Raw genomic sequence first — 24296 nt, 5'->3', positions numbered from 1 at the left:
CAGCAGAGAAAGGCTTAGTAGTAAGCGTTTTCTTTCTGCGTATGGTCGGTCACATCGCGAACACCCGACAGCTCGGGAATGCGCTCAAGCAACGTACGCTCGATACCTTCCTTCAACGTGACATCGGCCTGACCGCAACCCTGGCAACCGCCACCGAATTGCAGAACGGCAATGTTTTTCGCTTCTTCTTCAACCACATCAATCAGCGTGACCTGACCACCGTGACTGGCAAGGCCGGGATTGATCTCGGTTTGCAGATAATAATTGATGCGCTCGTTGATCGGGCTGTCGGCGTTGACCATCGGCACCTTGGCGTTTGGTGCCTTGATGGTCAACTGGCCGCCCATGCGATCAGTGGCGTAGTCAACCACGGCATCATCCAGAAACGCTTCGCTGAAACCATCGATCCAGGCGGTGAAGCTCTTCAGGCCGATAGCCTTGTCTTCCGGCTTTTCTTCACCCGGCTTGCAGTAGGCAATGCAGGTTTCAGCGTACTGAGTGCCGGGCTGGGTAATAAATACGCGGATGCCAATGCCCGGGGTGTTCTGCTTTTCCAGCAGATCGGCCAGATAATCGTGGGCGGCATCGGTAATAGTGATAGCGGTCATGAAAATTCCTCGCAGACGTGCCAGCAGTTTACGCCAATCGGCACCGTCACACAAAGTCCTAGTATTTTTGTCAGGTTAATGCCTGCGCCTGGCTGACCGCTCGGCGTCCATCCAGCCAGGCTTTCATCCGGCGGTAAAGACCCTTCTCGATCCACTCATAACTGACCCAGGCACCGATGGCGATGATCGGCACGCAGAACGCGAAAACCACATAGGGGCTGAGGCCAAAGCGCTGCGCCATCAGCAAGCCGCCGTACAGCACCAGAACGTGCAGCAGGTAGACCGAGTACGAGCAGTCGCCCAGTACCTTGAGCAGCCTGTTGCCCTGGAAATACGGTTCCAGCGAGATGCACGATAGTACGATCAAGGCACTCGGCAGGCCCCAGTTAAGCAGACGCTGCTCGTTGGTCAGGTGATTGATCGCATACAGCCCTACCGCAATGCCCGCCAGCGGCAGCCATAGCGCCTGTTTGATCCAGCCACGGCGATAGAGGATGCCGATGCCGATACCCAGCAGGAATTCGTAAATGATGTCATTGCCATAGAAGCGGCTGATCAGCCCGGCGCGAGCCAGAACCTCACTGACCGCAAACAGTGCTGCGGCAATGATCAGCGGCCGGTGACGCTGTTGAAAGAGGAATACCACCGAGAACAGCAGGTAGAAAAACATCTCATAGTTGAGCGTCCAGCCGACGTTAAGCGTCGGGTAAAGGCCATAACCACCGGGGTTTTCGGAAGGAATGAATACCAGTGACAAGAGGAAGTTCTGCCAGCCGATGACCTGATGCGGGAGCATCGGTGCTGCAATCAGCAACAACAGAGCCATGGCGGCGGTGTACAGCCAATAGGCCGGAACGATGCGAATCAGACGATGCAGAATGAAGCGCCGTGCAGGCATATCGCTGTTCTGCGTCGACAAAAAGATAACCAGACCACTGATGACAAAGAAGATATCAACGCCGACCGCGCCCTTCGACACAAAGAACTGTCCCACCGGGCCGCTGGCCTTGAAATCGAAAAAAATCTGCATGAAGTGATGACACACCACGACCCACGCTGCGAACGCCCGTAGCGCCTGAACTGAAATCAACATCACAAAAAACCTCTACTGCCTGACTTTCAATCATGGGTCGTTTGATAAACCGGCCTATGACGCGCACCATTTCGGACCACCTTTTTGGAAAAAAGATCGCGCGAGATACATTTTGTTCAGGAAGTAAAGATGGCCGCAGGCCATGTTGCACAAGGGCCTGCGGCGTGAAGCCCCGGTTTTTCAGAGGTTCTCGTAGCGATTCATGTCCAGCACACCCGCTTCGCGTGGTTCAGTTTCCTGAACGTAGCGATTCAGATCGTGGAAGTAACTCCAGAACAGTGGATGAGTACGACGGATGCCCCAACGCTGGACGATTTTTCCGAAACTCGCCTGATCCTTGCTCTGCTGCATGGCATCGACAAAGGCCGGCACCTGTGCGACCGGAATATTGAAGATGAAATTCGGATAACTGCTGAGCACGCCCGGGTAGACGGTCAGTGTGTCCAGCCCCGGTATATAGCGATAAGACTCGCCCAGCAGAAACGCGACGTTACTGTGCGCACGGTTGCGCAGCATGCTGTAGATCATGCGTTTGCCGTCGCTGCCCTCAATGCGCAGCATGCTTGCTTCCGGCAATTGATCGATGACTTTCAGGCCCGCCGCCGGGCGTGAGGTCAAACGGCTCAGTGCCTGTTCCGCCTGGGCAAAACTGCTGTCGAGGTTTGGCCGAGAACAATACGCCCCGCTACAGCGGTTGATTGGATCAGGCGCGGCATTCAGGTTGCCGGAACGCTCGATCAGCTTGAACGCAAAGTCACGCTGCGGGGCCTTTTCATCGAGTTTGATACCGGTTGGCGTATCGTCATCGATCTTCTGGTAATCCAGCCACATCTTGATCTTGCCGCCATCCTGATAAAGATTGCTGAGTATGTCTTCCCGACGATCGGCAGGCATCAGGCGCAGGAAGTTGATCTCGGCACCGTTGCGGATCAAATCGAAATACAGCCGGGTCTGTGCCTGATGTGAAACGTTGCCATAGACATCGAAGTTCACCGCCAACTGGTAATAGGTACGCTCCAGCAACGGGAAGTCGAACAACCACATGGAGTGCGGCACGTCGCCAATCAGGCCTTTATTGACCGAAGCGCTGTCGAAATGACGGAAAACGGTCAGCAAGGCATTGTCGTTGCCAGCCCACAGCGTGCTCCACCCCGGTGCCGGCATTTTTGCGTAACTGTCGCGGCGCATGTCTTCATATTGATTACGCCGGTCCCGGTACGACAGCCACAGGCTGAGCACGCTGCCGACGTCATCGTTCTGCCCCGGCATGGCCAGTAAAGGCGTGGCCTGCCCGCGATAAGCCGCATCGGTGATGTAGTGGTCGTGCGCCGGGTCCTGGAACAGTACCCAGAACTGATCGCGAATCACATCGGTCGCGATCTGCCCGCGACAGACCGGCCCGCGAATGAAGGTGCGGACGAAATACTCGGCGTTGTCGAGCATGAACTGATAACGCGCCGCTGCCGGGATCGCTTCAAAGGTCAGGAACGGATTGGCCCGATGGCCAGGGCCATAGCCAGGCAGTGCGTTGACCTTCCAGTCGTTACCATAGAACAACTGCCTGACCCGCATCAGTTTCTGTGGGCTCATGGCATAGGTAATGTGGGTCTTGTGAACGATCACGCCCTGCACAGGGATCAATCGATAATAGAAGTCACTGCCCGGATCATCGTCGGGGCGACGAGTAGCGATCAGGTCCACAGGCTTGCCGCTTGGAGTTCGCGAGCGCACCCACTGGAAGAAGTGCCCCGCCTCACCGCCTTCGAAATAGATGTGCGCCAGGAACAGGTGCTCGAACAGCCAGCGACCGACCAGCGCCTGATTCGCGCCAGGCTCGTTGAGCTGCGCCTCCCAGGCATTGATCTGCGCGGCCTCGGTGACACTCGGGGTAATGGTCTGCTGCTCCACCGGCGCACCGGCAGCCAGCCAGCGCTGCAGCGTCTGGTATTCGGCATCGGTCAGGCCAGCCACCGCCAGTGGCATGCCTTGTTGCGCATGAGCTGCGGCATAGGCGTTGAATTCGCCGGGCAGCGGGCAGACATTTTCGCGATTGATGCCCAGCGCGATCTCGTCCGGAATTTTGCTGTTGGCCGGCAACGGCGCGCTGCGCCCCAGATCGAGCATGCGCGCCATCAGGGCAGCCTGACCGCCCTGGGCCTCCAGCACTGAGTAAAACCCCTTGCCGCGCCAAGCCTCGGTATCACGCGCATCATAAAACAGTCGGGTCGGCGCTACCGCCTCACTGCGCTCGCCCTGGTAAACCGGGATCTTGCTGGCACCACGGCTCACGCCTTCCCCGCTGCCCAGGTTCAGCTGGCAGGGAGCGTCGTTGCAGGCATGGCAGGCAACGCATTTCTCGGTAAGGATCGGCTGAATATGCTTTACGTAGGAAATAGCCGGGCTTGCGGGTATGGCTGAGGGTGTCTGGGCCTGTGCAGCACAGCAGATAAAAAGCAAGGCGATGCTTGCCAACAAACGGTGCGGCATATCCCGTAGGCTCTGTCATTAAAAATGGCACAATTCTACTAGGCCGTAATTGCCTCCAACATGAATGATTTTCATGCAAAAGCCGCAGCACCACCAAAACCGCTCCGGTTTGCTATCATCCCGTCCTTTAAAGTATCGACCTTCTCAAGGTAGCCCCCATGTCTGACCGCAGCGCCCGCCATCAAGCCTTTCTCACTGCTCTGAAACAGAGGATTCTAATCCTCGATGGCGGCATGGGCACCATGATTCAGAGCTACAGGCTTGAAGAGCACGATTATCGGGGCAAGCGCTTCGCCGATTGGCCAAGCGATGTCAAGGGCAACAACGACCTGTTGATCCTGACCCGGCCTGACGTGATCGGCGCCATTGAGAAGGCTTATCTGGATGCCGGTGCCGACATTCTCGAAACCAACACATTCAACGCCACCCAGGTGTCTCAGGCCGATTACGGCATGGAATCGATCGTCTACGAGCTGAACGTCGAAGGCGCGCGCCTGGCGCGCAAGGTCGCAGACGCCAAGACACTGGAAACCCCGGACAAGCCACGCTTCGTCGCCGGCGTGCTCGGCCCTACCAGCCGCACCTGCTCGCTGTCGCCGGACGTCAACAACCCCGGCTTTCGCAATGTGACCTTCGACGAGCTGGTCGAGAACTACAGCGAAGCCACCAAGGGGCTGATCGAGGGCGGCGCCGACCTGATCCTGATCGAAACCATTTTCGATACCCTCAACGCCAAGGCGGCGATCTTTGCCGTGCAGGGCGTGTTCGAAGAAGTGGGTTTTGAACTGCCGATCATGATTTCCGGGACCATCACCGACGCATCGGGACGCACCCTGTCGGGACAGACCACAGAAGCCTTCTGGAACTCGATCAGCCACGCCAAACCGATCTCGGTCGGCCTGAACTGCGCACTGGGTGCCAGCGAGCTGCGCCCTTACCTGCAAGAGCTGGCCAACAAGGCCAACACCCATGTATCTGCGCACCCCAACGCCGGTCTGCCCAACGCCTTTGGCGAATACGACGAGCTGCCGAGCCAGACGGCGAAGATCATCGAAGAGTTCGCGCAAAGCGGCTTCCTGAACATCGTCGGCGGTTGCTGCGGTACGACGCCGGCGCACATCAAGGCAATTGCCGAGGCTGTTTCGGGCTACGCGCCACGCGAAATTCCGGACATTCCAAAAGCCTGCCGCCTGTCGGGCCTGGAGCCGTTCACCATTGATCGTCAGTCGCTGTTCGTCAACGTCGGCGAGCGCACCAACATCACCGGCTCTGCCCGCTTTGCCCGTCTGATTCGTGAAGACAACTACACCGAAGCGCTGGAAGTCGCCCTGCAGCAGGTCGAAGCCGGTGCCCAGGTGATCGACATCAACATGGACGAAGGGATGCTCGATTCGAAGAAGGCCATGGTGACCTTCCTCAACCTGATAGCAGGCGAGCCGGACATTTCCCGCGTACCGATCATGATCGACTCCTCCAAGTGGGAAGTGATCGAGGCCGGCCTCAAGTGCATCCAGGGCAAGGGCATCGTCAACTCCATCAGCATAAAGGAAGGCGTCGAGCAGTTCATTCATCACGCGCGGCTGTGCAAGCGATACGGCGCGGCCGTGGTGGTCATGGCCTTCGACGAACAGGGTCAGGCCGATACCGAGGCGCGCAAGAAGGAAATCTGCAAGCGCTCCTACGACATTCTGGTCAACGAAGTGGGCTTCCCGCCGGAAGACATTATCTTCGACCCGAACATCTTCGCCATCGCTACCGGTATTGAAGAGCACAACAACTATGCCGTGGACTTCATCAACGCCTGCGCCTACATCCGTGACGAGCTGCCGTATGCGTTGACCTCGGGTGGCGTGTCCAACGTGTCGTTCTCGTTCCGCGGCAACAACCCGGTGCGCGAGGCGATTCACTCGGTGTTCCTGCTGCATGCGATCCGCAACGGCCTGAGCATGGGCATCGTCAACGCCGGCCAGCTGGAAATCTACGACCAGATCCCTGCTGAACTGCGTGACTGCGTCGAAGACGTGGTGCTCAACCGTAACGCCGAAGGCACCGACGCACTGCTGGCAATTGCCGACAAGTTCAAGGGTGATGGCAGCGTCAAGGAAGCGGAAACCGAGGAATGGCGCAGCTGGCCGGTCAATCAACGGCTGGAGCATGCGCTGGTCAAGGGCATCACCACTCATATCGTGCAGGACACCGAAGAGTCGCGTCTGGCATTCACCCGCCCCATCGAAGTGATTGAAGGCCCATTGATGGCGGGCATGAACGTGGTCGGTGACCTGTTTGGCGCAGGCAAGATGTTCCTGCCTCAGGTGGTGAAGTCCGCACGGGTCATGAAACAGGCAGTTGCGCACCTGATCCCGTTCATCGAGCTGGAAAAAGGCGACAAGCCCGAAGCCAAGGGCAAGATCCTCATGGCCACGGTCAAGGGCGACGTCCATGACATTGGCAAGAACATCGTTGGCGTGGTGCTGGGCTGTAACGGCTACGACATCGTCGATCTCGGGGTGATGGTGCCTGCCGAGAAAATTCTCCAGGTGGCGCGCGATGAAAAGTGCGACATCATTGGTCTGTCAGGCCTGATCACGCCGTCGCTGGACGAAATGGTCCATGTTGCCCGGGAAATGCAGCGCCAGGACTTCCATCTGCCCTTGATGATCGGTGGCGCGACCACCTCCAAAGCCCACACTGCGGTCAAGATCGAGCCTAAATACAGCAATGATGCAGTCATCTACGTCACCGACGCTTCACGTGCGGTGGGCGTGGCGACCCAGTTACTGTCGAAAGAACTGAAACCGGCCTTCATCGAAAAGACCCGCCTGGAATACGTCGAAGTACGTGAGCGTACCTCGGCACGCAGTGCGCGCACCGAGCGCTTGAGCTATGGCGCGGCGGTGGCGAAAAAGCCGCAATTCGACTGGGAAAACTATACCCCTGCCCAACCGACCTTCACCGGCACCCGGGTCCTGCAGGATATCGACCTTAACGTGCTGGCCGAATACATCGACTGGACACCGTTCTTCATCTCCTGGGATCTGGCCGGTAAATACCCGCGCATCCTGACCGACGAAGTGGTCGGTGAAGCGGCCACCGCGCTGTATGCGGACGCCACTCAGATGCTGCGCAAGCTGATCGACGAGAAACTGATCAGCGCCCGTGCAGTATTCGGCTTCTGGCCAGCCAATCAGGTCAACGATGATGATCTGGAAGTCTATGGCGACGACGGCAAGCCGCTGGCGAAGCTGCATCACCTGCGCCAACAGACCATAAAGCCTGACGGCAAGCCGAATTTCTCGCTGGCCGACTTCGTCGCGCCGAAAGACAGTGGCCTGACCGACTACATCGGTGGCTTCATCACCACAGCCGGCATTGGTGCCGAAGAAGTTGCCAAGGCGTATCAGGACAAGGGCGACGACTACAACTCGATCATGGTCAAGGCGCTCGCCGACCGTCTGGCCGAGGCCTGTGCCGAATGGCTGCACCAGCAGGTGCGCAAGGAATACTGGGGTTACGCGAAAGACGAGGCGCTGGACAACGAGGCGTTGATCAAGGAGCAATACATGGGCATTCGTCCGGCTCCCGGCTACCCGGCCTGCCCGGATCACACCGAAAAAGGCACCCTGTTCGCCCTGCTCGATCCACTGCCGGAAGGCACACCCGAACATACGCCCGGCAAAAGCGGCGTGTTCCTGACCGAGCACTACGCAATGTTCCCGGCTGCGGCCGTCAGCGGCTGGTATTTTGCCCATCCTCAGGCGCAGTACTTTGCGGTAGGCAAGGTGGATAAGGATCAGGTCGAAAGCTACACCGCCCGCAAAGGCCAGGACCTGAGCGTCACCGAGCGCTGGCTGGCACCCAACCTGGGTTATGACGAGTAAGCACGACTACTTGCCGCCTGGGCGATCAGGCGGCAACATGTTTTTCAGGGAAAACGGTGAGTCCTCGCCAAAAGCCCCCACGTTGAATGCCTGAATATCAAGCCGGTAGCGCTCCTCGCGGGTTGCGTTCAGAAAGCGTTGCGTGTCCTGTGGCTCGACCAGGTGCAACACATCGATAGTGCGTGCGCCGACCTGTTGCCGGGCTTGCCGCTGGGCAGTGTCATAGCGATGCAACAGGATGATTGCCCATCCGCCCAGGGTGAAATGCCCGGTAGCAACCACGCTCAGATTGCCATTGAGCTGGGCCTGCAATGAAAGCGAGGTGCCATTAATGGCACTGAACAACAAATCTTCACCCGGTTTACCGCCTTTTTCCCGCAATGCATCCATCGCACCGAACGCCATTTGCTCATTGGCAGCCCATACCAGGCGTGTCTGCGGGTAGCGTTTGAACAACACGCGCGCCTGCTCGAGTGCGCGATCCCGACGCCATCCTCCCAGCGCAACTTGCCGCAAATGCACCTCCGGGTGCTCTGACAAGGCGCGCAGCATGCCTTTTTCACGCAACAGGGACACAGGCGTGGTGTTGGTACCCGAGAACGCGAGCATTTCAACCTCCTGCCCGTCCATGACCGGGTGAGCAAGGCTGATAAGCCTTTTCGCCGTCAGGTAACCACCCTGCTCGTCGTTGCCGACCAGGCTGCCAATGAAATCCGGATAGCGCGACGGCAGATCACCCAGAATACGAATCTGATCCGCCGTCAGTGTATTGTTGACGGCGAACAGCTTGACCCCGCTGCCTGTAGACATACGCAGGATTTCAGGGGCGACATTCAGCTCATTGGAAAACATCAGGTAGTCCGGACGCACATACCCTTGCAGCGTATCGCGCGCCATGGCCAGCAACTTGCGGGTGTCGCGATCGGTATAGAGAATTTTGAGTGACATACCGGTGGTATCGGCGGCCGTCTGCATCACCCGGGCATGGCTCTGCCAATAGCCATCGGTCTCTGTACCGGGACTCAGAAATACCACCGAGGCGGCAAATGCGGATCCTGCCCACCAAAAGCCGAATAGCATTAGCCAGCCAACAAATAGCGCCTTCATATCAACGAACCTTGAGGTAGCAGGAATTTATCGCTACACGCGAGTTATCGGCTGCTACAGCAAGGTTCTGGAGACTCAGGCAAATTCTTTGTTCAGCCTGTCACTGGCTGCTGGCCCAGAACATCGCCGCGCCCACGGCCAGTATGACAATGAATAAAATGGCCCAGGTGTCCACGGATCTGCCCGGTTTGGTTACTTTCGGGTGCTTGCTCATCGCATCGCCTCTTGTCGGTCTTATGGGTGATTGCATATGAAAGGAAGGGTTACGACACTCATTCGGCATCGGTCAATGCACAGTTAAGTCGAGTCTTGCCCACACGGCAAGCAGGGATATGATCAAACCTTTTTTGCTTATCGCTTTTAGTGATTTGCATATATATAAACATCACTTTTATCGATATCTGCAAACTGCTATCGTCGCCTTCGCTCCCGACGGAGTGCGCGGCCGTGCGCGCAGAATTGACCAGATGAAGCAGGCTACCGCGAGTGACGGGCGTGTGCCCGGACTGACGCAACTGCCCTGCTTCATGACGAAGCCTGAGAACAGGACCTATATGTACGTATACGACGATTACGATCAGAAGATCATCGAGGACCGCGTCAAGCAGTTCCGGGATCAGACCCGACGCTATCTGGCCGGGGAACTGAGCGAAGAAGAATTTCGACCGTTGCGCCTGCAAAACGGCCTTTATGTGCAGCGCTTTGCGCCGATGTTGCGTGTGGCGGTTCCATACGGCCAGCTGACCTCGCGTCAGGCGCGCATGATGGCCAAAATTGCCCGTGACTACGACAAGGGCTACGCGCACATCAGTACTCGCCAGAACGTACAGTTCAACTGGCCTGCGCTTGAAGATGTACCGGATATTCTCGCTGAACTGGCGACCGTGCAGATGCACGCGATCCAGACCAGCGGCAACTGCCTGCGCAACGTGACCACCGACCAGTTTGCCGGTGTTGCTGCAGACGAGCTGGTGGACCCACGCCCATGGTGCGAAATCGTCCGCCAGTGGACCACGTTCCACCCGGAGTTCGCCTACCTGCCGCGCAAGTTCAAGATCGCAATCAACGGTTCGACCAGTGATCGCGCCGCCATCGAAGTACATGACATCGGTCTTGAACCGTTGCGCAACGAAGCCGGCGAGCTGGGTTTCCGCGTCCTGGTGGGTGGCGGCCTTGGCCGTACGCCGGTTGTAGGTGCCTTCATCAACGAGTTCCTGCCGTGGCAGGACCTGCTGAGTTACCTCGACGCCATCCTGCGGGTCTACAACCGTTATGGCCGTCGCGATAACAAGTACAAGGCGCGGATCAAGATTCTGGTCAAGGCACTGACGCCCGAGGTGTTCGCCGCCAAGGTCGACGCCGAAATGGCGCACTTGCGTGGTGGCCAGACCACCCTGACCGAAGCCGAAGTGCAGCGCGTTTCCCGGCACTTCGTCGACCCGCAATACAAGGCTCTCAGCGACCAGCACGCCGAACTGGCAGCACTGGACGCTCAACACCCAGGTTTCGCTCGCTGGCGTCAACGCAATGTGCTGGCCCACAAAAAGCCTGGCTACATTGCTGTGACCCTGTCGCTCAAGCCCACCGGCGTTGCGCCGGGCGACGTGACCGACAAGCAGCTTGACGCCATCGCCGATCTGGCCGATCGCTACAGCTTTGGTCAACTGCGCACTTCCCACGAGCAGAACATCATCCTGGCCGACGTCGAGCAGGCCGAGCTGTTCACCCTGTGGAACGAGCTGCGCGACAATGGTTTTGCCACACCGAACATTGGTCTTCTGACCGACATCATCTGCTGCCCTGGCGGTGATTTCTGCTCGTTGGCCAACGCCAAGTCGATTCCGATTGCAGAATCCATCCAGCGCCGCTTCGACGATCTGGACTACCTGTTCGATATCGGCGAGCTGGACCTGAATATTTCCGGCTGCATGAATGCTTGCGGCCACCACCACGTCGGCCATATCGGCGTGCTGGGCGTGGACAAGAAAGGTGAAGAGTTCTATCAGGTCTCACTCGGCGGCAGTGCCAGCCGTGATGCGAGCCTCGGCAAGATCCTCGGCCCTTCCTTTGCCCAGGAGGCGATGCCGGACGTGATCGAGAAGCTGATCGACGTCTACGTTGAAAAACGTACAGAAGACGAGCGCTTTATCGACACCTACCAACGTATTGGCATTGACCCTTTCAAGGAGCGCGTCTATGCAGCGAATCATTAAGAACAACGAAGTCATTGATGAAACCTGGCACTTGTTGCCGAAGGAAACCACCTTTGACAGCCTGTCGAACTGCGACGACCTGATCGTGCCGCTGGCACTGTGGCGCGAACACGCGCATGCATTGAAGGCACGCGATGGCGGTTTGGGCGTATGGCTGGACAGTGATGAAGAAGCCGAAGAGATTGGCGCAGATGTGGACCAGTTTCAGGTCATCGCCCTGAACTTTCCGGCTTTCACTGACGGTCGTAGCTTCTCGAACGCGCGCCTGTTGCGTGATCGCTTTGGCTACAAGGGCGAATTACGTGCCATCGGCGACGTGTTGCGCGATCAGTTGTTCTACATGCGCCGCTGTGGCTTCGACGCCTTTGCAGTGCGTGCCGACAAGGACCCGTACGAGGCGCTGGAAGGCCTCAAGGACTTTTCGGTGACCTATCAGGCTGCAACCGACGAGCCGCTACCGCTGTTCCGGCGCCGCTGATTCAGGCGACCTGCATTATCGTCTCTGTGCTCACTTGAGATGACTATCGTGCCTGCGCTCCGCGTAGGCATGCAGTTCGTGGTTCTGTGGTGTCAGGTGATTGGCGTTCGGCTCAGATTCTCGTTCCCACGCTCCGCGTGGTAATGCCTTTCGTGACGCTCTGCGTCACACGGTCGTCCTGCGAGATCAGGCGCCCTGTCACTAACGTCGCACTCTGCGTCGACAGTGCCATCGTGATAAAAAGCGCTTTGGTTTATGTGCCGTGATTACGGGCAAGGCATGACGTTACGCGGCAGCCCAATTGTGACGCAGAGCGTCACGAGACAGCGTGACGACGCGGAGCGTCGCACGATAGTTGGAGATTATCGTTCCGCACGCTCCAGCGTGGGAACGCGGCTCTGGACGCTCTGCGTCCGATCTTGATGTGCGACGCAGAGCGCCGCACGATAGTTGAGGTTATCGCGGAGCATTGGCACAAGTCGTTACCCCCCTAAACAATGCCTACCAGAACCGCTGCTGAGTCAAACGTCCCCACCACTTAGCAGCCAACTGATCCGCCGAGGTGGCTGCAGCCATACCCATGCGCTCTTGCAGGCTCTTGCGTTGCACGTAGTGCAGGTGGAACACGTCTGCATCCTTGGCGCGCTCGGCCAGGTACTCGTCGCTGGTCTTGAGTTCGTCGACCAGCAGTTTGTCGACCGCTGCCATGCCCAGCCATATCTCACCCGTCGCCACTTCGTCGATAGACAACTGCGGGCGGTAGCTGGCAACGAAGTTCTTGAACAGGTCGTGGGTGATGTCCAGGTCCTGCTGGAATTTCTCGCGACCCTTCTCGGTGTTTTCGCCAAACACCGTCAGGGTGCGTTTGTATTCGCCTGCGGTCAGCACTTCAAAATCGATGTCGTGCCGTGCTTCTTCAGCAAGCGATTGACGTTCGGCAACTGCGCCACGACGCCGATGGACCCGAGGATGGCGAAGGGTGCGCTGATGATCTTGTTGCCGATGCAGGCCATCATGTACCCGCCACTGGCCGCAACCTTGTCGATGCATACGGTCAGTGGAATACCGGCCTGCCGAATGCGTGCCAGTTGCGAGGACGCCAGACCATAGCTGTGCACCATGCCGCCACCGCTTTCCAGACGCAGGACCACTTCGTCCTTGTCGGTGGCCAGCGTCAGCAGAGCGGTAATTTCATGACGCATGCTTTCAGTAGCCGAGGCCTTGATGTCACCGTCGAAATCCAGCACATAGACACGGGATTTTGGCTCGACCTGCTTTTTTTCTTTTTTCAGGGCCTTGCCCTGCTCCTTGCGCAGCGTCTTGAGGCGCTCTTTGTCGAGCAAGGATTGCTCGAGCCGCTCACGCAGGCCTTTATAGAAATCATTGAGCCGGGTGACCTGCAGTTGCCCGGCCGTTTTGCGACGCCCCTTGCCACGCATGGACGCAATGGCAACCAGCACCACCACGATGGCGATCACCAGCGTCACGGTTTTGGCCAGAAAACTTGCGTAATCGACAACGAAATCCACGAATATCCCTCATTTGCGTCAGGCCCTTACCAATCAAGGGCCGCAATAAATGCAGCATACCGACGCCCCGTGCGACGCACCAGCTATCGAGCCGTTACAAACCATTAAAACGATGATTTCAAACGAGCGTATGTTTTTTCATTGACAGTCGCCCGGCATCCCTCATAACCTCGACCCACCTTCAACGTACCGAGACAACACGGACGTGGGCAGCATCTATCTGATACGACATGGCCAGGCCTCATTTGGTGCAGACAATTACGACGTCCTGTCGCCCATGGGCATTCGTCAGTCACAAGTGCTGGGTGCTCACCTCGCGCAGTCGGGCGTGACCTTTGACCGGTGTGTATCGGGTGAGCTCCTGCGCCAGAAAGACACGGCACAGCATGTGCTGGGCCAGTACACAGAAGCAGGTATTGAAACGCCTCCCGTACAGCTCGACAGCGCCTTCGATGAATTCGACGCTGAAGGCGTGATCAGGGCGTTGATACCGGCGATGCTTGTCGATGAACCGCAAGCACTGGATATTCTGCGCGACGTGGCTGGCAACCCCGCAGGGTTTCATCGGTTGTTCAACCTGATTACCAAACGCTGGCTGAGTGGCGAGCACGACACGCCGGGGCTGCAAAGCTGGCAAGGTTTCTTAGACCGCGTCAAGGCAGGCCTGGACAGAATTCTTCAGGACGCAGGTCCGCATGAGCGTATTGCCGTGTTCACCTCCGGCGGCACCATTACTGCCCTGCTCCACCTCGTTACCGGAATGCCTGCAGCAAAGGCACTGGAGCTGCACTGGCATATCGTCAACACTTCTCTGCATCAGCTCAAATTCAAAGGCAACGACGTTACCCTGGCTTCCTTCAACGGTTACACACACTTGCAACTGCTGAAGACGCCGGCGCTCATTACCTATCGCTGAGCCCGGCCAATCGCGTCCTTGCGGACGCAAGTACTCACCACAAAAGGATCAAGACATGACCTCAGTAGCAGACGCCGTACAAACCATGAAGAACAAGTTCAACCCGGCTGCTGCTGCCGGTCTGGACCTGGTCTTCGGTTTCCATATCACCGACGAAGACAAACACTACGCCCTGATCGTCAAGGACAGCACCTGCGAATTGCAGGAAGGCGAGAACCCGGACGCCAACGTGACCCTGGTCATGGACAGCGAAACCCTCAAGGGCATTGTCAGCGGCGAGACCGATGGCATGCAGGCATTCATGGGCGGCAAGCTGCGCGCCGAAGGCGACATGATGCTGGCCATGAAGCTCAGCGAACTGTTCCCGGTTTAAACACCTGACACTTTGCAAGCTGCACCAAAAAAACCGAAGCCCCGCCGGCTTCGGTTTTTTTGTCTGTGCCGTTCTGTACAAAGCAGCAATCAGAGCCGCTGATTGCCCGGCAACACGCTAGTCTATAACGCTGCCGCGAGCTTGCTCGTGGTTCAGACGGTCATTAGATTAGTCAATAGTTTGAGCTGACCATAATAAACACAAGGTATACGTATGGCACTGACTGACCAGTCCACCGGGATTCGCAGCGGCGAAGAACTGGACGCCTCCCTGATAGATCCGTACCTGAAGGCGCATCTGGCGGATCTGCATGGCACCCCGGCGATCAGTCAGTTCCCCGGTGGCGCATCGAACCTGACTTATCTGATTCAGTACCCCGAGCGCGAGTTAGTGCTGCGGCGCCCGCCGTTCGGACACAAGGCGCGATCGGCACATGACATGGGTCGTGAATACCGCATTCTCAATCAGCTCAAGAATGCCTTCCCCTATTGCCCGCAAGCGTACCTGCACTGTACGGATGAGTCGGTGATCGGCTCGGAGTTTTACGTGATGCAGCGCGTCAAGGGGATCATCCTGCGCTCTGACCTGCCGCCCGAATTGGCGCTGGATGCACGACAGACTGAAGACCTGTGCAAGAGCTTCATCAACAAACTGGTGGACTTGCACCGCGTTGATTACCAGGCGTGCGGCCTGGGTGATCTGGGCAAACCCCAGGGTTACGTGCAGCGGCAGATTTCGGGCTGGTCGGAGCGTTATGAAAAAGCGCGAACCCCGGACGCTCCGGCATGGGAGCAGGTCCAGGCGTGGCTGGCAGACAAAATGCCCGCCGACTCGCCCACCTCCAGCATCGTGCATAACGACTACCGCTTCGACAATGTGATCCTCGATCCGGATAACCCGATGAACATCATCGGCGTGCTGGACTGGGAACTGACCACGCTCGGTGATCCGCTGATGGACCTGGGCAATACCCTCGCCTACTGGGTCCAGGCTGACGACCCGCTGCCGGTTCAGTTGACGCGTCGCCAGCCGAGCAATGCCCCCGGCATGCTGACGCGCCAGGCGTTCGTCGACTATTACGCCGAACGTTCGGGCATCCGTATCGACAATTTCGACTTCTACTACACCTACGGCCTGTTTCGTCTGGCCGGTATCGTGCAACAGATTTACTACCGTTTTTTCCATGGACAGACTCAGGACAAGCGCTTTGCCCGGTTCATTGACATGAACAGGCTGCTGGAGCAGATGAGCCTGAATGTAATCACCAAATCCAGCCTTTGACCGCCAACGCCAAGACAAGGAAACGACATGTCCAGAACCCAGCTTTTCGACCTTGATGGCAAGGTTGCTTTTGTTTCAGGTGCGAGCCGGGGAATCGGTGAAGCCACTGCCAGGCTGCTCGCTCAACAGGGCGCGCACGTTGTTGTGTCGAGCCGCAAGCTCGACGGGTGTCAGGCGGTTGCCGACGCCATCATCAGCGAGGGCGGCAAGGCCACAGCCATTGCCTGCCATATTGGCGAGATGGAGCAGATAACCAGCGTTTTCGCCCAGATTCGCGAGCAATTCGGGCGCCTGGATATACTGGTCAACAACGCAGCCACCAACCCGCAGTTCTGCAATGTGCTGGACACCGACCTCAGCGCGTTTCAAAAGACTATCGACGTTAACATTCGCGGCTATTTCTTCATGTCGGTGGAAGCCGGCAAGCTGATGCGCGAAGGCGGCGGTGGCAGCATTATCAATGTTGCATCCATCAATGCGGTGTCGCCGGGTGCCTATCAAGGTGTCTATTCAATGACCAAAGCGGCGGTGGTCAACATGACCAAGGTGTTCGCCAAGGAATGCGCCGAGTTCGGAATTCGCTGCAACGCTTTGCTGCCCGGCCTCACAGATACCCGATTTGCATCGGCGCTGGTCAAGAACGATGCGATTCTCAATATGGCCCTGGCGCAGATTCCGCTGAAACGCGTCGCAGCGCCCAGCGAAATGGCTGGCGCGGTCTTGTATCTGGCGAGCGCAGCATCCAGCTACACCACCGGCGTTGCGCTTAATGTCGACGGCGGATTTTTATCCTGATGTCTGGAACTGACTACCACGCTGAAAAATGAATTAATTTTCCATATTTTATATTTATGGAATATATTTTCCGCACAACAACAATCCTCTCTGGAGAATGTCATGCGGGAAAACCCTTCTACGTCGCAGGCGCAACTGGGCATCGGGCTGATCGGCACCGGTTTCATGGGCCGTGCCCACGCCCTGGCCTTCGGCAATGCCAATGCCGCCCTTGATCTGCCGGCACGCATTCGGCTGACCGCCCTGGCGGATGCGGACAGCGTCAGGGCCGAGCAGTGCGCTAGCTCCTGGGGCTTCGATCACAGCCACGCTGACTGGCAGCACCTGATCAGTGATCCGCAGGTGCAGATCGTGGCGATCACAACGCCCAATCATCTGCATTTCCCCATGGCCATGGCCGCCATCGCCGCAGGCAAGGCAGTGTATTGCGAAAAACCGCTGGCGGTGAGCCTCGCCCAGGCCGACGACATGCGCCGTAGCGCCAAGGCCGCCGGGGTTGTTACTCAGGTTGGCTACAACTACCAGCACAACCCTATGATCGGCCTTGCCAGGGAAATGATCGACGCGGGCGAACTGGGCGATATCGTCAGTTTTCAGGGTGAGTTCAGCGAGGACTTCATGGGCAACCCGTCGTCCCCTTGGTCGTGGCGTTGCGAAGCGGCGCATGCGGGCGGCGCGCTGGCCGATCTGGGCAGTCACTTGCTGGCGATGGCTCGCCATTTGCTGGGCGATGTCGAAGCGGTCTGCGCAGACTCCAGCACCGTACACCGCCAACGCCCTGCGAGGAACGGAAGCCAGGAAATGCGCAGCATCGCAGTGGATGACCAGACCCACGCACTGCTGCGTTTTGCCAATGGTGCGCGCGGAACGTTCAGTAGCAGTTGGCTGAAACACGGCTACAAAAACCACCTGAGTTTCGAAATCAGCGGCACCAAGGGCACATTGGCATTCGATCAGGAGCGCCTTAACGAACTGCGCATCTATCGCACTGGCGCAGCTGGGCGCGATGGTTTTCAGCGTCTTCTGGCAGGCCCTGCGCAACCCGGTTACGCGGCATTCTGCCCGGCACCGGGCCATCAGCTGGGTTACAACGAACTCAAGGCACTTGAGGTACAGGCACTCATTCTTGCGGTATGCGGCAAGGGCAGCCGTGGTCCGGACTTCGAAGAAGCCTGGCAGATCGAGCGTCTGGCGACTGCCATTCGCCTCGCCGCCGCCGAGCAACGCTGGGTCGCGCTCAGCGATATCTGACTTCCTGCAACGCTTGGCAAGGGGGTAGAATGCGCCACATTCAGGCAGCCATTCTGCCCCCTCCCGCCTCCCCTATAAGCACGCTTGCCACCATGCCTTTTGAACTCAGCGTCGACCTGACCACCCTCGCCATTCTTGCTGTCGTTGCGTTCATCGCGGGTTTTATAGACGCCATCGCCGGTGGTGGCGGACTGCTTACTACACCCGCCCTGATGACAGCCGGTCTGCCACCGCATCTGGTGCTGGGCACCAACAAGCTCAGTTCGACGTTCGGTTCGGCAACCGCCAGTTTTACGTTCTATCGCCGCAAACTGTTTCATCCCAGACAGTGGATACACGCAGTGGTCGGCACTGCGGTGGGTGCCGCAGCCGGCGCGGTCATTGCTCATTACCTGCCAGCCGAATGGCTGAACCAGATGTTGCCGGTCATTGTGTTCGGTTGCGGGCTGTACTTGCTGTTTGGCGGCACGCCCAAGGCACCACTGGATAGCAATGCTCCGATCAAAAAGAAATGGCAACTGCCACAAGGGCTGGGGCTGGGCTTCTATGACGGTGTTGCCGGGCCCGGTACCGGCGCCTTCTGGACGGTCAGCACGCTGCTGCTCTACCCGGTGGATCTGGTCAAGGCCAGCGGCGTGGCGCGCAGCATGAATTTCGTCAGCAATGCCGTGGCGCTTTCGGTATTCATATTTTCCGGCCAGGTGGACTATATCATCGGCCTGAGCATGGGCCTTGCGGTAATGCTGGGTGCCTACTTCGGCGCAGGCACTGCAATCAAGGGCGGTGCCAAATTCATCCGCCCAGTGTTCATCACCGTGGTATTGGGCCTGACCGTGCGCCTAGCCTGGCAGCACTGGTTCGGGGGCGCCTGAGCGCTCGGCCAGATACGCCTCGATAAGATAGCGGGCGATAGAACGGTTGGCCGGTAACGGCGGCAAGTCATCAACATGAAACCAGCGTGCGTCCTCGATTTCTTCCGCCTGGGGCACTATGTCACCGCTATCATATTCGGCATGGAAGCCAAGCATCATCGAGTGCGGAAACGGCCAGCACTGGCTGCCCATGTATTTCAGGTTCTTGATGCGCACCTGCACTTCTTCCATCACTTCGCGGTGCACGCAGTCTTCGGCAGACTCGCCCGGCTCTACAAACCCTGCCAGCGCGCTGTACATGCCGGTGACAAACCGTGGTGAGCGGGCCAGCAGTATTTCATCGCCCCGCGTGACCAGCACGATCATGCTCGGGGAAATACGCGGGTACAGACGCAGGTTGTCGTGCTCGCAGAACATCGCCCGCTCTCCACGGATCTGCACCGTCGCACGACCGCAGGCTCCGCAAAAGCGATGTTCTCTGGCCCACGTACTGACTTGCGCGGCGTAGCCGAGCATCTGGAAGACCGCAAAATCGCCTTCCAGCATGAACTGACGCAAGCCTTGCCACGAACAGCCCTCAACCGCAACCGAGCGCTCAAGCACCAGCAGGTAGACAGGCTCACCCTCAAAATAGCCGATGCCGTGCTCGCTCTGCACTGGCAAATCCAGCCCCGCCAGCCAGCCTCTGGGGAACATTGCCCCATTGGTATCCAGCAAAAACCCCTGATCACTCTGGACCACAGCCAAACCACCATCGGCCTCGACATCCAGAACTGCAGTTGTCCAACGCTCCGGGTGCGCCATGGAAAAACTCCTTTGCTCAGATTCGAGCTCTATCATGAATCAATTATCGAAGACCGGCTTGTGCTTGTTCATCTGCGCAACCATCGCCAGCTTCAGGTCAGGTGATTGCAGCATGGCTGCGTTCCAGATGGCAACGTGTTCCAGGCCGTCCTCCACTCGGTGATCGCGCATGTAGCTGATCATTTGCTTGGTGCCTTCGATGGCAATGGGTGATTTGCCGGCTATCTCCCGGGCCACCGCGAAGACGCCCTGCAACAGACCTTCCAGGTCATCGAAGGTGCGATTGACCAGCCCGATCCTCTGCGCCTCTTCAGCTCCCACGGTACGTCCGGTATAAGCCAGCTCACGCAGCACGCCATCGCCGATGATTCGCGGCAGACGTTGCAGAGTCCCTACATCCGCTGCCATGCCCATGTCGATCTCGCGAATGGCAAACTGGGCGTCGGCGGCGGCGTAACGCATGTCACAGGCCGAAATCAGGTCTATGGCACCACCCAGGCAATAGCCCTGAATAGCAGCCAGAACCGGCTTTCGGCAATTTGCCACTGCAGTGAACGAAGCCTGCATGTCACGGATCTTGCGCCTCAACAGCCGGGCATTACGGCCTGGATCCTTGCCCATCTGGTTGGCAACAGAAGCCAGCAATGCCAGATCGATACCCGACGAAAAATGTTTACCCGCTCCGCTGAGTATTACTGCCCGCACTTCGTCATTGCGCTCAATCCAGTCGAATATGCCGATTATTTCAGTCCAGAACGCCTCGTTCATTGCGTTGAGCTTTTCAGGCCGGTTGATCTGTACGTGAGCAATGCTGTCAGCCAGCTCGACCCGGAAACTTTGATAATCGGTCACGACGTGATCCTCAGGGCATGTTGAGTATTCAGGCGCTGGACTATAACAACAGCGACGCAATCATCGTAACCGGGCTTAAGTGACATTTGCCGGACCGACCGCCAGCCGCGTTTATATATTCGCTGTACCCGCTACCGTTAAATAGTGTGAACGGTCAGAATGCCGGGAGGTCCAATAATCAGTGATAGCAAAACCTATATACCTATATGGGTTATTAGAGGGCGATACTTGAATACGTCAAAAGCGGCAACCGGGATTGAAGGTCTGGATGACATCCTTGCGGGTGGTCTTTCACGCAGTCATGTTTTTCTCCTTGAAGGAGAACCCGGAACCGGCAAGACAACCGTGGCACTGCAGTTCCTGAAGGCAGGCGCAGCAGCGGGTGAAATATCGCTGTACATCACCCTTTCCGAGACTGAAAGCGAGCTACGCTCGGGTGCTGCCTCACACGGCTGGGAGCTTGACGAGCAGATCAATATTTTCGAGCTGACGCCGCCTGAAAGCTTGCTTGATGCGGATCATCATCAAAGCCTGCTGTACTCCTCGGATCTGGAGCTGGGCGAAGCGACGCGGCAGATATTCGAGGTGGTGGAGCGGGTCAAACCCTCTCGCGTGGTGATCGACAGCCTCTCGGAAATTCGTCTTCTGGCGCAAAGTTCATTGCGCTACAGACGCCAGATTCTGGCCATCAAACATTACTTCACGCGTTATAACGCGACGGTATTGCTGCTCGATGACCTGACCACCGAAGCGCTGGATAAAACCGTACACAGTGTGGCCCACGGGGTTATCCGTCTTGAAGCGCTGACACCCACCTACGGTGCCGAGCGTAGACGGTTGAAGATCGTCAAATACCGCGGCCAGAAATACCGCGGCGGTTTCCACGACTTCACCATCGCCGAGAACGGCATCCATGTATTCCCACGCCTGGTAGCGGCCGAACACCGCTCCAATTACGCCCGTACTCAGGTCAGCAGCGGCATCACAGAACTGGACGACCTGCTGGGCGGCGGCATAGAAAGCGGCTCCAGCACGCTGATTCTGGGCCCTGCCGGGACCGGTAAATCGCTCATTTCACTGGTTTTCGCGGCACAGGCAGTGGCACGTGGCGAGCGCGTGGGGCTGTTCATATTCGATGAAGAAATGGGCCTGCTGTTCGAACGGATGCTCAAGCTCGGGATTGACCTGCGGGCGCTTCAGGAAACCGGCAATCTGGTGGTCGAGCAGATCGACGCGGCTGAGCTTTCTCCTGGCGAATTTGCGCACCGCGTAAGGCGCGCAGTGGACCGCAAGCAGATAAAGACCGTGATCATCGACAGCATCAATGGTTATCAGGCGGCAATGCCGGAAGAGAGCGCACTGGTTTTGCACATGCACGAGCTTCTGCTCTACCTCAATCGCCAGGGCGCATCGACCTTCATGACCGTTGCACAACACGGGCTGGTCGGTGACATGCGCTCACCGGTCGACATTACCTACCTTGCCGACAGCGTTATTCTGTTGCGTTATTTCGAAGCTTTGGGTCAGGTGCGTCGCGCGATATCCATCATCAAGAAGCGCACGGGCACTCACGAGTCCACTATTCGTGAATACCGCATCAGTGCCAACGGTCTGAAGATCGGTAAGCCGCTTGAAGCCTTCCAAGGCGTACTGCGCGGGGTGCCGTCATACTTTGGCGACAAGAAACCGCTGCTTGAGGATGACGACCTGTGAGTATTCCAGGACTGTTGTCGGAGCGCGCAATCATTCTGGCGCCCAGAGGTCGAGACAGTCAGATCGCTATGCGGATCCTCGATGAAGCCGGCTACCTGGCAACGGTGGCCCATGACTTGTTCGAACTGGTCAAAGAGTTGAGCTCGGGCGCTGGCCTGGCAATCATCGCCGATGAGGCGTTGCGCAATAGTGACATTAAACCGCTGCTGGACCTCATCAGTCGCCAGCCAGCGTGGTCGGATCTGCCGATCGTCCTGATGACTCATCATGGCGGTCCGGATCACAATCCGTCTGCACGGATGGGTAATCTACTGGGCAATGTGACCTTTCTCGAACGCCCCTTCCATCCTGCGACTCTGGTCAGCCTGGTCGTCACGGCCGTGCGCGGGCGCAGACGTCAGTATGAAGCACGAGCGCGCATGGAGGACCTGCACGAAAGTGAAGGCCGTCTGCAGAATGCGCTCAAGGCCGGCAGGCTGGGCTCCTGGTTGCTGGAAGCGGAATACCTCAAACTGACTTGTTCGGATATTACTAAAAGTCACTATGGCCGCAACGAACAGGACACGTTCAATTACGACGACTGGCTCGCCGCTGTGTATTTCGAAGATCAGCCCAGAATGCAGTCGGCGCTTCAGCGCAGCCTGGACACCGGTGTCGATCTGATCATCGAATACCGCAACGTCTGGCCGGATGGCTCACTCAGTTGGGTGGATGTGCGCGCCCGCGCCATTTGCGGCAAGAACGGTCTGGTCAGTTCTCTGGCAGGCGTGACCTCTGACATCACCGAACGCAAGCAAGCCGAGTCGCAATTGCGGCGTCTCAATGAAACATTGGAACAACAGGTCGAAGAACGCACCTCGCAGTTGCGCCACAAGGAAGACATTCTTCGTCAGTCTCAGAAAATGGAAGCAGTCGGCCAATTGACCGGCGGTATTGCCCATGACTTCAACAACATGCTGACCGGGATCATCGGCAGCCTGGAATTGATAAGAAGACGCCTGGCGCGCGGAAGTATAGAGGACCTCAACAGCCTGATCGACCTGGGTGTGACCTCGGCAAATCGCGCCGCAGCACTTACCCATCGCTTGCTGGCATTCTCGCGGCGCCAGTCACTGGACTCAAAGCCGGTGGAGATGAACCATCTGGTCAATGCCATGGACGAACTGTTGCAGCGCAGTGTCAACGAGAGCATTCATTTGCAATTGCGCATGGCCAGCGATCTGTGGACTGCAGAAGCGGACCCTAACCAGCTGGAGAGCGCCCTGCTCAACCTGGTGCTCAACGCACGCGATGCAATGCCCGACGGCGGCACGCTGGTGGTCGAAACCTTCAATCAGCAGCTGGACAGATCGTTTACCAATGCCCATGAGAACCTGCTGCCCGGTGATTACGTGGTGCTGAGCGTCAGTGACAATGGCTGCGGCATGCCGGAAACAGTGATCAGCCGTGCGTTTGACCCGTTCTTTACCACAAAGCCTATCGGTCAGGGCACCGGTTTGGGTCTTTCAATGATCTATGGTTTCAGCAAACAGTCGCATGGTCATGTTTCAATCAAGAGTGAAGTAGGCCGAGGCACTACCGTACAGCTGTTCCTGCCGCGCTTTAAGGGGCTTGCAGATGAAGCCGAGCAGAGTTTCCAGAGCAATGCCGTTTACGCCGAAAATGGCGAAACCGTGCTGATCGTCGAAGACGACCCGGCTGTTCGGACGCTGGTCAGTGAGGTACTCAGCGAATTGGGTTACACCTTCATCGAGGCCGGCGAAGCACTGGACGCCGTGCCGATACTGGAATCAGGCCAGCGTATTGATTTGCTGATCAGCGATGTAGGGCTGCCGGGCATGAATGGCCGGCAGCTTGCAGAAATCGCCAGGCAGCTGCGACCGGAACTCAAAGTGTTGTTTATCACCGGTTACGCAGAGCATGCCGCCGTCCGCGGAGGCTTTCTGGAGAACGGTATGCAACTGATTACCAAACCCTTTGCGTTCGACCACCTGACCTCGAAAGTGCGGGAAATGATAGAAGCCTGAGAAACGCTCAGGCTTTGCA

Annotated in this window: 17 protein-coding genes and 1 pseudogene; 11 read left to right on the top strand and 7 right to left on the bottom strand. The window is 57.7% G+C overall.

Going from position 1 to position 24296, the window contains the following annotated elements; translation table 11 throughout:
- Nucleotides 1-14: 14 nt before the first annotated feature.
- The 3 genes from nfuA to AC4ANE_RS13945 all read right to left on the bottom strand — a co-directional run bounded on the left by nfuA (nucleotide 15) and on the right by AC4ANE_RS13945 (nucleotide 4014).
- Nucleotides 15-608, bottom strand: a complete 594-nt coding sequence (gene nfuA / locus AC4ANE_RS13955; protein WP_002553665.1) for a Fe-S biogenesis protein NfuA — start codon at nucleotides 606-608, stop codon at nucleotides 15-17.
- 70 nt (nucleotides 609-678) lie between these two features.
- The gene (locus AC4ANE_RS13950; protein WP_002553664.1) at nucleotides 679-1701 is read right to left on the bottom strand and encodes an acyltransferase family protein; all 1023 of its coding nucleotides are present in this window, start codon (nucleotides 1699-1701) and stop codon (nucleotides 679-681) included.
- Between the two features lie 180 nt (nucleotides 1702-1881).
- On the bottom strand, nucleotides 1882-4014 hold the full coding sequence (locus AC4ANE_RS13945) for a fatty acid cis/trans isomerase (protein WP_031594779.1): 2133 nt from the start codon (nucleotides 4012-4014) through the stop codon (nucleotides 1882-1884).
- Between the two features lie 332 nt (nucleotides 4015-4346).
- On the opposite strand from AC4ANE_RS13945, the gene metH reads away from it, so the two are divergent.
- Entirely contained in the window at nucleotides 4347-8066 is a 3720-nt protein-coding gene (gene metH, locus AC4ANE_RS13940; RefSeq protein WP_460408358.1) for a methionine synthase, read from the top strand.
- 6 nt (nucleotides 8067-8072) lie between these two features.
- Here the strand turns inward: metH and AC4ANE_RS13935 are convergent, their stop codons facing one another.
- On the bottom strand, nucleotides 8073-9173 hold the full coding sequence (locus AC4ANE_RS13935) for an ABC transporter substrate-binding protein (RefSeq protein ID WP_002553659.1): 1101 nt from the start codon (nucleotides 9171-9173) through the stop codon (nucleotides 8073-8075).
- Between the two features lie 554 nt (nucleotides 9174-9727).
- On the opposite strand from AC4ANE_RS13935, the gene AC4ANE_RS13930 reads away from it, so the two are divergent.
- Complete coding sequence (locus AC4ANE_RS13930) at nucleotides 9728-11386, top strand: nitrite/sulfite reductase (RefSeq protein ID WP_002553658.1); 1659 nt, start codon at nucleotides 9728-9730, stop codon at nucleotides 11384-11386.
- Nucleotides 11370-11864: a DUF934 domain-containing protein gene (locus AC4ANE_RS13925; RefSeq protein WP_002553657.1), complete on the top strand. Its 495-nt coding sequence runs from the start codon at nucleotides 11370-11372 to the stop codon at nucleotides 11862-11864. Before AC4ANE_RS13930 ends, AC4ANE_RS13925 begins: the two co-directional genes overlap by 17 nt.
- Before the next feature lie 501 nt (nucleotides 11865-12365).
- Here AC4ANE_RS13925 and sohB read toward each other — a convergent pair.
- A pseudogene (sohB, locus tag AC4ANE_RS13920) lies at nucleotides 12366-13393 on the bottom strand (protease SohB).
- Between the two features lie 205 nt (nucleotides 13394-13598).
- On the opposite strand from sohB, the gene AC4ANE_RS13915 reads away from it, so the two are divergent.
- The 6 genes from AC4ANE_RS13915 to AC4ANE_RS13890 all read left to right on the top strand — a co-directional run bounded on the left by AC4ANE_RS13915 (nucleotide 13599) and on the right by AC4ANE_RS13890 (nucleotide 18881).
- Complete coding sequence (locus AC4ANE_RS13915) at nucleotides 13599-14309, top strand: histidine phosphatase family protein (RefSeq protein WP_002553653.1); 711 nt, start codon at nucleotides 13599-13601, stop codon at nucleotides 14307-14309.
- 55 nt (nucleotides 14310-14364) lie between these two features.
- Complete coding sequence (locus tag AC4ANE_RS13910) at nucleotides 14365-14682, top strand: SCP2 sterol-binding domain-containing protein (protein WP_002553652.1); 318 nt, start codon at nucleotides 14365-14367, stop codon at nucleotides 14680-14682.
- 213 nt (nucleotides 14683-14895) lie between these two features.
- Entirely contained in the window at nucleotides 14896-15963 is a 1068-nt protein-coding gene (locus tag AC4ANE_RS13905; protein WP_002553651.1) for a phosphotransferase family protein, read from the top strand.
- Between the two features lie 27 nt (nucleotides 15964-15990).
- Entirely contained in the window at nucleotides 15991-16758 is a 768-nt protein-coding gene (locus AC4ANE_RS13900) for an SDR family oxidoreductase (protein ID WP_002553650.1), read from the top strand.
- A 102-nt stretch (nucleotides 16759-16860) separates the two neighbouring features.
- Nucleotides 16861-18009, top strand: a complete 1149-nt coding sequence (locus AC4ANE_RS13895; protein ID WP_031594776.1) for a Gfo/Idh/MocA family protein — start codon at nucleotides 16861-16863, stop codon at nucleotides 18007-18009.
- A 92-nt stretch (nucleotides 18010-18101) separates the two neighbouring features.
- Nucleotides 18102-18881: a TSUP family transporter gene (locus AC4ANE_RS13890; RefSeq protein ID WP_005732809.1), complete on the top strand. Its 780-nt coding sequence runs from the start codon at nucleotides 18102-18104 to the stop codon at nucleotides 18879-18881.
- On the opposite strand, the gene nudC is transcribed toward AC4ANE_RS13890, so the two are convergent.
- Together nudC and AC4ANE_RS13880 are read right to left on the bottom strand one after the other, a co-directional pair.
- Entirely contained in the window at nucleotides 18849-19685 is an 837-nt protein-coding gene (gene nudC / locus AC4ANE_RS13885; RefSeq protein WP_002553648.1) for an NAD(+) diphosphatase, read from the bottom strand. The two genes, AC4ANE_RS13890 and nudC, sit on opposite strands and share 33 nt — an antisense overlap.
- 39 nt (nucleotides 19686-19724) lie before the next feature.
- A complete protein-coding gene (locus AC4ANE_RS13880; RefSeq protein ID WP_002553647.1) occupies nucleotides 19725-20537 on the bottom strand; it encodes a crotonase/enoyl-CoA hydratase family protein in 813 nt (270 codons plus the stop codon).
- Between the two features lie 228 nt (nucleotides 20538-20765).
- On the opposite strand from AC4ANE_RS13880, the gene AC4ANE_RS13875 reads away from it, so the two are divergent.
- Together AC4ANE_RS13875 and AC4ANE_RS13870 are read left to right on the top strand one after the other, a co-directional pair.
- Nucleotides 20766-22250: an ATPase domain-containing protein gene (locus AC4ANE_RS13875; protein ID WP_002553646.1), complete on the top strand. Its 1485-nt coding sequence runs from the start codon at nucleotides 20766-20768 to the stop codon at nucleotides 22248-22250.
- Nucleotides 22247-24277 carry a response regulator gene (locus tag AC4ANE_RS13870; protein WP_002553645.1) on the top strand — a complete coding sequence of 677 codons (2031 nt, stop codon included), beginning with the start codon at nucleotides 22247-22249 and terminating at the stop codon, nucleotides 24275-24277. The genes AC4ANE_RS13875 and AC4ANE_RS13870 overlap by 4 nt, the downstream gene beginning before the upstream one ends.
- Nucleotides 24278-24296 lie beyond the last annotated feature (19 nt).

This window comes from Pseudomonas sp. Pme6b (assembly GCF_058129925.1).
This window is presented reverse-complemented; position numbering and strand designations above follow the sequence as displayed.